The sequence below is a fragment of the Salinicola endophyticus genome (assembly GCF_040536835.1).
GTDB classification, from domain to species: Bacteria; Pseudomonadota; Gammaproteobacteria; order Pseudomonadales; family Halomonadaceae; genus Salinicola; species Salinicola endophyticus_A.
Genome location: NZ_CP159578.1, coordinates 2,973,751 through 2,983,595 on the forward strand (window position 1 = coordinate 2,973,751; position 9,845 = coordinate 2,983,595).

Annotated in this window: 12 protein-coding genes; 7 read left to right on the forward strand and 5 right to left on the reverse strand. The window is 63.9% G+C overall.

Annotated features, from left to right (window positions below):
* Positions 1 to 83: 83 nt before the first annotated feature.
* Positions 84 to 521 (reverse strand): Rrf2 family transcriptional regulator, encoded by a 438-nt coding sequence (locus tag ABV408_RS13435; protein WP_353979433.1) that lies wholly within the window; start codon positions 519 to 521, stop codon positions 84 to 86.
* A 116-nt stretch (positions 522 to 637) separates the two neighbouring features.
* On the opposite strand from ABV408_RS13435, the gene hmpA reads away from it, so the two are divergent.
* Both hmpA and ABV408_RS13445 read left to right on the forward strand, forming a co-directional pair.
* Complete coding sequence (hmpA, locus tag ABV408_RS13440; RefSeq protein ID WP_353979434.1) at positions 638 to 1,861, forward strand: NO-inducible flavohemoprotein; 1,224 nt, start codon at positions 638 to 640, stop codon at positions 1,859 to 1,861.
* Positions 1,862 to 1,921: 60 nt separating this feature from the next.
* Positions 1,922 to 3,001 carry a nitronate monooxygenase gene (locus ABV408_RS13445; RefSeq protein ID WP_353979435.1) on the forward strand — a complete coding sequence of 360 codons (1,080 nt, stop codon included), beginning with the start codon at positions 1,922 to 1,924 and terminating at the stop codon, positions 2,999 to 3,001.
* Here ABV408_RS13445 and ABV408_RS13450 read toward each other — a convergent pair.
* Complete coding sequence (locus ABV408_RS13450; protein ID WP_353979436.1) at positions 2,998 to 3,219, reverse strand: DUF2945 domain-containing protein; 222 nt, start codon at positions 3,217 to 3,219, stop codon at positions 2,998 to 3,000. The genes ABV408_RS13445 and ABV408_RS13450 overlap by 4 nt on opposite strands.
* 206 nt (positions 3,220 to 3,425) lie before the next feature.
* On the opposite strand from ABV408_RS13450, the gene ABV408_RS13455 reads away from it, so the two are divergent.
* Positions 3,426 to 3,677: a hypothetical protein gene (locus ABV408_RS13455; RefSeq protein WP_353979437.1), complete on the forward strand. Its 252-nt coding sequence runs from the start codon at positions 3,426 to 3,428 to the stop codon at positions 3,675 to 3,677.
* 505 nt (positions 3,678 to 4,182) lie between these two features.
* Positions 4,183 to 4,386: a cold-shock protein gene (locus ABV408_RS13460; RefSeq protein ID WP_035475974.1), complete on the forward strand. Its 204-nt coding sequence runs from the start codon at positions 4,183 to 4,185 to the stop codon at positions 4,384 to 4,386.
* An 82-nt stretch (positions 4,387 to 4,468) separates the two neighbouring features.
* On the opposite strand, the gene ABV408_RS13465 is transcribed toward ABV408_RS13460, so the two are convergent.
* Entirely contained in the window at positions 4,469 to 5,104 is a 636-nt protein-coding gene (locus tag ABV408_RS13465) for a hypothetical protein (protein ID WP_353979438.1), read from the reverse strand.
* Between the two features lie 154 nt (positions 5,105 to 5,258).
* On the opposite strand from ABV408_RS13465, the gene ABV408_RS13470 reads away from it, so the two are divergent.
* From ABV408_RS13470 to ABV408_RS13480, 3 genes are all read left to right on the forward strand, one after another.
* On the forward strand, positions 5,259 to 6,188 hold the full coding sequence (locus ABV408_RS13470; protein ID WP_353979439.1) for a LysR family transcriptional regulator: 930 nt from the start codon (positions 5,259 to 5,261) through the stop codon (positions 6,186 to 6,188).
* A gap of 352 nt (positions 6,189 to 6,540) precedes the next feature.
* Positions 6,541 to 6,786: a hypothetical protein gene (locus ABV408_RS13475; protein WP_353979440.1), complete on the forward strand. Its 246-nt coding sequence runs from the start codon at positions 6,541 to 6,543 to the stop codon at positions 6,784 to 6,786.
* The gene (locus ABV408_RS13480) at positions 6,783 to 6,986 is read left to right on the forward strand and encodes a hypothetical protein (RefSeq protein ID WP_353979441.1); all 204 of its coding nucleotides are present in this window, start codon (positions 6,783 to 6,785) and stop codon (positions 6,984 to 6,986) included. Before ABV408_RS13475 ends, ABV408_RS13480 begins: the two co-directional genes overlap by 4 nt.
* 224 nt (positions 6,987 to 7,210) lie before the next feature.
* Here ABV408_RS13480 and nspC read toward each other — a convergent pair whose 3' ends face one another.
* On the reverse strand, positions 7,211 to 8,389 hold the full coding sequence (nspC, locus tag ABV408_RS13485) for a carboxynorspermidine decarboxylase (protein WP_353979442.1): 1,179 nt from the start codon (positions 8,387 to 8,389) through the stop codon (positions 7,211 to 7,213).
* 23 nt (positions 8,390 to 8,412) lie between these two features.
* Positions 8,413 to 9,612, reverse strand: a complete 1,200-nt coding sequence (locus tag ABV408_RS13490) for a saccharopine dehydrogenase family protein (RefSeq protein WP_353979443.1) — start codon at positions 9,610 to 9,612, stop codon at positions 8,413 to 8,415.
* Positions 9,613 to 9,845 lie beyond the last annotated feature (233 nt).

Sequence of the window (9,845 nt, forward strand, 5' to 3'; positions counted from 1 at the left end):
TCGGTGCCATTCACATGAATGCGTCGCCAGTGTGAAGGCGCCCGAGGGAGCGGTATTGAACGATCGTGCAGTCGGCGCCGCTCTCAGCTAGCGTCGCCGGAGATCAGCAGGCGCAGCGCCTCGCGATTTTCGATCATGTCCGCCAGTACGTAGCCATCCAGCACCTGCATGAACGCCCTCTGGGCGGACCCCAGCACATGCTTGAGCCGACAGGCGGGGTCGATCGGGCAGGTCGAGTTGGGCCCGAAGCACTCCAGCAGTTCGAGGTTCTCGGTCTGCCGAATCAGCGCGCCGATATTGATCTCTTCGGGCGGACGATTCAGGCGCAGGCCACCGCCCCGCCCGCGCAGGCTGGAGACATAGCCCAACTGCACCAGCGTCTGCGACACCTTGGCCAGATGGTGTCCGGAAATACCGTAGTGGCCCGCCGCCGATTGCACGGTCGCGGGCATGTCATCGCCCCGGATCGCCAGATAGATCAGCAGCCGCAGCGCGTAGTCGGTGTGCGTGGTGAGTTTCATGATCGCTTGACAGTCATAAAGTGGTAAATGATACTCCAATTTAAATTGGTAGATGACATACCAATTAAGAAACGCTGGCGCCATCCGCCAGCCCTACCCGCCATCGGGGAGTCACCATGCTCAGTCCAGACCAGATCGCCACCGTCAAGCAGACCATTCCCGTGCTCGAGGCTCATGGGGAGACATTGACCCGCCATTTTTACACTCGCATGTTCGCGCACAATCCCGAGGTGAAGCCCTACTTCAATCCCGCGCATCAGCGCGAGGGCGCGCAGCAACGGGCCCTGGCGGGGGCGATCCTGGCCTACGCACGCCATATCGATGATACGGCCGCGCTGGCGCCGGCGGTGGAGGTGATCGCGCACAAGCATGCCTCGCTGACCATTCGCCCGGAGCACTATCCCATCGTGGGTGAGAACCTGATCGCCTCGATCCAGGAGGTTTTGGGCGATGCCGCCACACCGGAGATCATTGACGCCTGGAAGGCAGCTTACGCCCAGCTGGCTGCGGTGTTCATCGGCCGCGAGCATGAACTCTACACTCAGCAGCGCGAAACCCAGGGCTGGGCCGGCTTCCTGCCATTCACCATCGTACGCCGCCAGGCGGAGAGCGAGAACATCGTCTCGCTCTATCTGGCGCCGAGCGACGGCCGCACACTGCCGGCCCACACCGCCGGTCAGTACGTGACCCTGCGGCTGACGGATGCGGCAGGCAACTGGCTAATGCGCCAGTACAGCCTCTCCAATGCCCCCGGCAGTGAGACCTATCGCCTCAGCATCAAGCATGAGACGGGTAACGCCGAGCAGCCGGCAGGCCAGGTATCGCCACAGATTCATGCCACGCTCGCCGAGGGGGATCAGGTCGAGCTCACACCGCCCTATGGCACCTTCGAACTCACGCTGCCGGAAGACCCGGCCCGCCCGGTGGTACTGATCGGCGGTGGCGTGGGGATCACCCCGCTGATCTCGATGGCGCATGCCGCCGTGGCCGCGTCACCGGAGCGGCGGGTGGTGATGATCCAGCTTGCCCGGCACGCCGGCGTACGCGCCTTCGGCGAAGAGCTGGCGGCACTGGCCCGGGCCCACGCCAACTTTTCGCTGCATCTGTGTTACGACGAACCGCGTACGGATGCACCCGCCGACTGGGCGGCAGATATCAAGCAGGGTCTGTTGGACGCGGCAGATCTCGCCGCCTGGGTGGGTGATTCGGCAGCCAGCTACCATATATGCGGGCCGCTGCCGATGATGCGCGCGCTGGACCGGATGCTGGCCGAACAGGGGGTGAGCGCGGAGAACCGCCACTACGAGTGCTTCGGCCCTGGGCAGGTGCTGGCGAGCTGATCACGCCCGGCGCGACCAAGGACTCGGTGAAGGTTAACGACTCCAAGACACAGGTGACCCGTGAACCCACGACACGCTTCGACACAGGCGCTGTTTCAGACGCTGACGCTGACGCTGCCGCTGCTGCAGGCGCCCATGGCCGGCACGGCCACCCCCGAGCTGGCCGCGGCGGTCTCCAATGCCGGCGCGCTGGGCGGGCTGGGCCTGGGGGCCTCGACCCCGGCGGCCGCCCATATGGCGATCACCCGCACCCAGGCGCTGACCGCACGCCCCTTTCAGGTCAACCTGTTCTGCCATGCAGCGCTGGCACGCGACAGCGAGGTCGAGTCGCGCTGGATCGAACGCGCCCGGCCGCTATTCGAGACCTTCGGCAGCGCGCCGCCGCCAGCGCTGGAGGAGATCTATTCTCCTTTTCAGTTGGACCCAGCGATGCTGGAGGTGCTGCAGGAGACCCGCCCGGCCGTGGTCAGTTTCCACTTCGGTCTACCCACGGCGGCGCAGATCGAGTCACTGCGCCGCGCAGGCTGCCTGCTGCTGGCCACCGCCACATCCCTGGACGAGGGGCGCCGGATCGCCGCCAGCGGCCTCGATGCGATCATCGCCCAGGGGTGGTCAGCGGGGGGGCACCGCGGCATCTTCGACCCTGAGGTCGAGGATGAGCGTCTCTCCACCGAGGCGCTGACGCGCCGACTGGTGGCGGAATTCGACCTGCCGATCATTGCCGCCGGCGGGCTGATGGATGGCGTGGATATCGCCCGGGCGCTCTCCTGGGGAGCCAGCGCGGCGCAGTTGGGCACGGCCTTCATCGGCTGCCCGGAGAGCGCCGCCGACCCGGCCTACCGCGAACGCCTGGCAGTCGGGGGCAAAACCGTAATGACCCGGGCGATTTCCGGGCGCCCGGCACGCTGCCTGGAGAACGGTTTCACGGCCTGGGCACGAGACGCGCAGGCGGACGAGATCCCCGCCTACCCCTGCGCCTACGATCTGGGCAAGGCACTGAACGCCGCCGCCAAGGCCAATGGCGATGGCACTTACGGCGCCCAGTGGGCGGGCACCGGAGCCGACCGGGCGCGAACGCTGCCGGCAACGGCCCTTGTCGAGGCGATCGCCGCAGAGTGGCGCCAGGCCAGCAGTACCTAGGCTTTTTCCAGCTCGCTGTGCAGCTTCAACACACGCGAGCCATCCTCCTGTTTGATCAGGTAGGCCGGGTTGGCCTTGGAGCCCTTGCGGGTGATCTCGCTGCCCTGCAGCTTGCGCGTCACCGGCTCGTGAAAACGCTTGGTCACCTGCCCTTCGGCCCAGTTCGGCCCCCACTTCCATTTGACCCACTCACGCTGCTTGAAGGTCGACGTCGACATCGCCAGCTCCCCGTTTCCAGCTCTGCACGAATTGTACCTCTAATTATACTTGTACAAGTTTTGGCAGTGTGCCACTCTGCCATCACGCCGCAAGGATTGTGGCTACTGGAGTCAGCATCGGATGCTGGAACCGCCTGGCAAGGATTGCCACCTTTGAGTACCGCCGGTCAGGAAGATCGACGGTTGGATGCCGAGGAAGGCCCCCAATGAAACACGATATTGCCTGTCACCGCTGTGGCCATACCCAAGGCCACTCCAACGACGCCGCCCAGGACTGGGACGAGATCATCTGCGTCGGCTGCGGCGAGTTCATCGCCACACGCGACCACAACGCCACCTTCGGGTCGCGCAATCATCGCCTGCACACGCTGAGTCTCTCCGTCGAGACGCTGTTACGCATGGCACGCGAGCAGCCGGGTAATGCCAGCCTCATCGGCATCACCGGGGAAGCGGCATGACAGCGGTACGTCTCGACGTCAGATGCTGGGTCTGTGGACACGATCGTTTCGATGTTTCACTCGCCCCCGAGCGCGCCATCTGCGAGCGCTGCAGTGCTCACCGCCAGTTGGGGCGCTCACGAATCGCTGCCGCCATCGGCGCACACCGCGTTTGTGGCGCTTCTCCGCTCACCGATGGACATCGTAGCGCACAGCGCGCGAGCGCCAGACGCTGAGCCCCCTACGTGGCCCCGATTCCCCTGTTCGGGATGATGCTTTTGGCAACAGCTTGCCCAGGCGTCTCGTCCCGCACGGGCCTCGGGCGATATTTTCTCGCCTCAGCGAAAATATCGTTTGACACTTCCGCCTCAAGGCCGCACCCTGAGGCAGGTAGGTAGCAAGTCGCATATTGTCAGTCGCAGTCGAGTCAATCGGTAGCCTGGTTATATCCCCTTGTTTTGCCCACTAATTCGGGTATTACCCGGCAACTTTTGAGCGCAAGCTCACGTATTGAGGAATTCGACACATGGCAACTGGCACCGTTAAGTGGTTCAACGACTCCAAGGGCTTTGGCTTCATCACTCCGTCTGAAGGCGGCGACGACCTGTTCGCGCACTTCTCTGAAATCCAAGCGAGTGGCTTCAAGTCGCTGCAGGAAGGCCAGGAAGTCTCCTTCGACGTGACTCAAGGCAAAAAAGGTCTGCAGGCTTCCAACATCAAGCCGCTCTGATCTCGCTAGCCCTGCGCCACGGCGCAAGATAGCACCGACGAAGCCCGCATACGCGGGCTTCGTTGCGTTTGGGCGTCGATTCTCAGTCGAGGCGACGAATCCACTGGCGCACCCGCCAGCGCTGCAGCCGGCTGGCATAGCGCTTGGTATCGAAAGAGACCGGCACGAGTACGCAGGTATCCCCGTCTTCCTCCTGCTCCATGCGAAAGCGGCGCGCCGCCCCAATGGGATGGTCCTCGCTGCCATAGATCGCCACCACCCGCACATCGAGATGGTGCAGCTTGGCGCCGTTACTGGTATGCCCCTGGGCGAAGTCGATGTCGTGGTTGCGGCAGATCTGCTGGATGATCGCGCGAAAAGTGCCGATATGGCTGAAGCTGCCGGAGAGCATCGGCCCCTGGCTAGAGACGTGCTGGCTGTCGGATTCCGCCTCTCGCAGATAGTTGACCTCTTCGTCGATCAGATCCTTGGTCAACCACCCTTCACTGGTGTGCAGGGAGACGATCACGTGCTCGAGAAAGATCGGCTCGGAACTCATGTTGCTGATCAAGCAGCGCGCCCCGAGGCCGTTGCCATGGCCCCGGTTGATGATGATCCTGGGCCGCCGAGTACGCGCGAAATTGCGGTAGAGAATCTGTGCGTAAAATACCCAGACAAACAGCGTGAGCAGGCTGCTCACCGCGGTAATCGCCCGGCTGTTCTGTGCGAACCACTCCATGGATCAGCACCTCCTTATGAAAGTGCCGCCACTCTAGGGCCTCTCCACCGGGCGCTACGATAACCTATGTGGTCCTTTGCCACGGCCTAGTGATGCCAGGGCCCAGAACGCTATACTCGTCTGCCCTGACACTCCCCCAGCGACGCCGAGCGCCATGCATTTCGATCTCGCCGATCTTCGTATCTTCGTTCATGTCGCCGAGGCCCGCAGCCTGACCGCCGGCGCTAGCCGCGCGCATCTCTCCACCGCCGCAGTCAGCGGGCGGATCAAGACTCTCGAACAGCAGCTCGATAGCCGCCTGTTCTATCGCAGCGCCCAGGGTGTGGAGCTGACGCCCGCCGGAGAGCGCCTGCTGAATCATGCACGCCTGATCCTGCGCCAGGTGGAGCGGGTCAAGAGCGACTTTTCCGCCTACGCCGATGGCGCCAGCGGGCACCTGCGCATCTTCGCCAACACCACCGCAGTGATCGAGTTCATGCCCGAGGTACTGGCCGCGTTCCTCGCCACCCGGCCCGGTGTGACCGTCGATCTGCAGGAGCGCATGACCAGCGATATCATTCGCGGCGTGCTCGATGGCACCGCCGACATGGGGGTTCTCGGCATCATGGTGGGGATGGAGGTGCCGCCGCGGCTGCGCTCGCTGCCCTTCAGCCGCGACCGGCTGGTTCTGGCCACCCCGTGGGAGCACCCGCTGGCGACCCGCGACGCCGTGACCTTCGAGGATGCGCTCGACTTCCCCCATGTCGGGCTCCACGAGGGCAGCACGCTGTTTCATTTCCTGCAGGTGAAGGCGCTTGAGCTCGGCCTGCCGCTGCCGGTGCGCATACAGGTGTTCGGCTTCGAATCGGCCTGCCGCATGATCGAGGCCGGGGTCGGCGTGGGGATCATTCCCGAGTCCTGCGCGCGGCGCTATCAGGCCAGCATGAAGCTGCAGGTACGCCATCTCGGCGATGCCTGGGCCTACCGCGAGCGCACGCTGCTGATTCGTGACGAGGGCGTGCTGCCCAACTGCGCCCAAGAGCTGCTGGACACCATTCTGAATGGCGAGATGGGCCCTCTCGGTGCGCCGCCGTCGGCCTCCTGAGACCCTCTCCAGAACCTCTCTCCACAGCCCCTCTCTCGAGAGCGTCCGGCGGGCTGACACCGGCCTGTCATCGACATGCAAAGATCGAGCGCTAGCGTGATTAGCAACGGCCCATGGCCAGTGCGACCCCTGCCACAGAGACGCCATGTCGCGCCATGACACGGATCGCACAAGCTGACCCAGAGTTGTACTTGAAAAAACCCTTGTACAGTTTTACGGGTTATGCCAAGTTTAGGGTGTCACACACGGACAGGATGTCCCGAAGGCCAGCCTCCCCCGCACTGGCCGGACCGGCAAGGATGCCGACCCCCTGGACACCGGAAGTCCACTCTCAGCGCCAAGGAGGGAAGTCATGAACTACCAGATCTCATGCACCCGCTGTGGAAGTCAGCACGCCATCGCCCCGGATACCGCCAACGACTGGGACGAAATCACCTGCACCGATTGCGGTGAGTTCATCGATACCTGCGGCCACTACGCCGATACTCACTCTGTCTCCTATCCCATGCATGCGCTCAATCTGTCACGCGGGTTGATCCTGCAGATGGCGCGCTCCAGCCGAGCGCTCAACGACCCGACGGCGCGACGTTCGGCGTGAGTCGACTGCAACTCGAGCAGCCGTGTCTGATCTGCGGCTTCCGCGAGTTCTACGTCGCCTCGGGCCCGGGTGAGACGCGCAAGCTGCGCTGCGCTCAATGTACGGCGCACCACTTCGAGCCACCCCGCTACGAATCGCGTCGTGCCGATACCGCGGTGACTGCAATGAGCGAGAAACGCTCGCCCTCGGTCGCCGTATAAGCCACTGATCCTGTCGCAACGCCAGCTTTCACTGACTCGCAGCGTTCGAACGTTTTGTCCAAGCCCTTTGGCCGCCTCCCCCGTCTCGGCGGCCTTTTTTGTGCCTGCTCGCGACCCTCCCATATATCCTCTCGCTCCCCCCTTGGCCGGGATGCCTTGCCTACAGACATTAAAAAACCCCGCCGAAGCGGGGTTTATCGGACACCACCGGGCGACACCGGCCTTCAACCCAAGCGCTGGCGATAATCCTCGTAACCAAAGGTCCTGACCGTGCGCACCTCGCGACTCTCGGCGTCGACCCGGCAGATCGACGGCAGACGAATGCCGTTGAAGGTGGTGGTCTTGACCATGGTGTAGTGGGCCATGTCGGTGAACACCAGCCGATCGCCGATGGCGAGCGGGGCGTCGAACGCGTAGTCGCCGATCACATCACCCGCCAGACAGGTCGTGCCGCCCAGGCGATAGGTGTAAGCCTTCGCGCCCGGCTCGGCCGCGCCGAGAATCTCAGGGCGATACGGCATCTCCAGCACGTCGGGCATGTGCGCGGTGGCGGAGGTATCCAGAATCGCGATGGGGCCATCGTTGTCGACAATATCCAGCACCGTGGCCACCAGAAAGCCGGTATTCAGCGCGATCGCCTCGCCCGGCTCCAGATAGACCTCGAGATGCGGATGCCGGGCACGAAACTCGCGAATCACCCGCACCAGCCGCGCGACGTCGTAGTCGGCCCGGGTGATGTGGTGCCCACCGCCGAAGTTGACCCAGCGCAGCCCGCCGAGATACTCGCCGAACCGGGCCTCGAACGCCGCCAGGGTCGCCTCCAGCGCGTCGCTGTTCTGCTGGCACAGGGTATGGAAGTGGAGCCCTTCCAGCCCTTCCAGATCCCCCGGGCGCAGCTCGGATGCCCGCGTGCCGAGACGCGAGCCCGGCGCGCAGGGGTCATAGAGCGCGACCTCGCCGGTGGAGTGCTCCGGATTGACCCGCAGCCCGCAGGAAACCGGCCGCGGCGCCGCCGCGACGGTGTCGCGGAAGTGGCGCCACTGGCCAGGAGAGTTGAAGCTGAGATGGTCGGCGTAGCGCAGCACCACCTCCATCTCCGGCGCGGTGAAGGCGGGCGAGTAGACATGCACCTCGCCGCCGAAGGTCTCCGCGCCGAGACGCGCCTCGTCCTGCCCACTGGCGGTGGTGCCGACCAGATAGCGGCTCACCAGCGGGAAGGTATCCCACATGGCGAACCCCTTGAGCGCCAGCAGTATCTTGGCACCGCTCTCGGCCTGAACCCGCGCCAGCAGCTCCAGATTGCGCGTGAGGCGCGCATCGTCGACCACGTAGGCCGGCGACGGGCAGGCGTGGATATCGAAACCGCAGATCTCCGCCGGCGTCGCGTGCGTGGAATCGCTCATCGCATCAGCCATCACGCCGGCCCTCAGGCCAGCGGGTCGACGTCGGGATCGAGCTCGACCATCTGCCACGGCAGGCCCATCTCACCGATGCGCTCCATGAACGGGTTGGGGTCGAGCTGCTCGACGTTGAACACCCCATCGCCCTTCCAGATGCCCTCGAGCATCAGCATGGCGCCGGTCACCGCCGGCACGCCGGTGGTATAGGAGATCGCCTGGGACTGCACTTCGGCGTAGCACTTCTCGTGGTCGCAGATGTTGTAGATGTACACCTTGCGCCGCTTGCCATCCTTGATGCCGTCGAGGATGACGCCGATGTTGGTCTTGCCCTTGGTGCGCGGGCCGAGCGATGCGGGGTCCGGCAGCACGCGCTTCAAAAACTGCAGCGGCGAAACCTGGGCACCGTCGACCTCGATCGGCTCGATGCTGGTCATGCCGACGTTCTCGAGCACCTTGAGATGGGTGATGTACTTCTCGGAGAAGGTCATCCAGAAGCGGATGCGCTCGAGCCCCTTGATGTTCTGGGAGAGCGATTCCAGCTCTTCGTGATAGAGCAGGTAGAGATCCTTTTCACCGATGCCGTCGAAGTCGAAGGTGCGCTTCTCGGCCAGCGGCGCGGTCTCGACCCACTCACCCTTCTCCCAGTAGCGGCCATTCGCGGTGATCTCGCGAATGTTGATCTCCGGGTTGAAGTTGGTGGCGAACGGATAGCCGTGGTCGCCGCCGTTGGCATCCAGGATATCGATGCGGTGGATCTCGTCGAACAGGTTCTTCTGGCCGTAAGCGCAGTAGATATTGGTCATGCCGGGGTCGAAGCCGCAGCCCAGCGTGGCCATGTTGCCGGCCTTCTGGTAGCGCTCCTGGAATGCCCACTGCTCCTTGTACTCGAACTTGGCTTCGTCCGGATGTTCGTAGTTGGCGGTATCCAGATAAGGCACGCCGGTGCGCAGGCACGCCTCCATGATGGTCAGATCCTGATACGGCAGCGCCACGTGAATCAGGACGTCCGGCTTGAACGATTCGATCAGTGCCACGATCGCGTCCACGTCGTCGGCGTCGACCTGGGCGGTCTGGATGGGACGCGGCAACTGCTCGGCGATCGCCTTGCACTTCGCTTCATTGCGGCTGGCGAGGCAGATTTCCGTGAACACTTCGGGATGCTGCGCACATTTGTGCGTGACGACACCGCCGACGCCACCGGCGCCAATAATCAGGACTTTGCTCATGAGTTCGATTCCAGATCGGGAAAAGTCAACAGTGGAAGGTCTTATCGGTAGTGGGCAACTCATCTGTCGTGCAGATTCAGCGCACCCCGACCCGATGCCACCCCGGTCTTGGTCCTCCGCCGGCCACAGCGACCGATGGAAGGGCGCAGATAATGGCCCCGACGAAGGCTGGCCTCAAGTATTTTCCGCGTCAAATGTGAAACTGCGTCGACATCTACCTTCCGATACCTCCT

Bases quoted from the DNA above. Each gene is read 5' to 3' on its own strand.
- ABV408_RS13435 (WP_353979433.1), bottom strand. From the start codon at position 521: ATGAAACTCACCACGCACACCGACTACGCGCTGCGGCTGCTGATCTAT.
- hmpA (WP_353979434.1), top strand. From the start codon at position 638: ATGCTCAGTCCAGACCAGATCGCCACCGTCAAGCAGACCATTCCCGTG.
- ABV408_RS13450 (WP_353979436.1), bottom strand. From the start codon at position 3,219: ATGTCGACGTCGACCTTCAAGCAGCGTGAGTGGGTCAAATGGAAGTGG.
- ABV408_RS13455 (WP_353979437.1), top strand. From the start codon at position 3,426: ATGAAACACGATATTGCCTGTCACCGCTGTGGCCATACCCAAGGCCAC.
- ABV408_RS13460 (WP_035475974.1), top strand. From the start codon at position 4,183: ATGGCAACTGGCACCGTTAAGTGGTTCAACGACTCCAAGGGCTTTGGC.
- ABV408_RS13465 (WP_353979438.1), bottom strand. From the start codon at position 5,104: ATGGAGTGGTTCGCACAGAACAGCCGGGCGATTACCGCGGTGAGCAGC.
- ABV408_RS13470 (WP_353979439.1), top strand. From the start codon at position 5,259: ATGCATTTCGATCTCGCCGATCTTCGTATCTTCGTTCATGTCGCCGAG.
- ABV408_RS13475 (WP_353979440.1), top strand. From the start codon at position 6,541: ATGAACTACCAGATCTCATGCACCCGCTGTGGAAGTCAGCACGCCATC.
- nspC (WP_353979442.1), bottom strand. From the start codon at position 8,389: ATGAGCGATTCCACGCACGCGACGCCGGCGGAGATCTGCGGTTTCGAT.
- ABV408_RS13490 (WP_353979443.1), bottom strand. From the start codon at position 9,612: ATGAGCAAAGTCCTGATTATTGGCGCCGGTGGCGTCGGCGGTGTCGTC.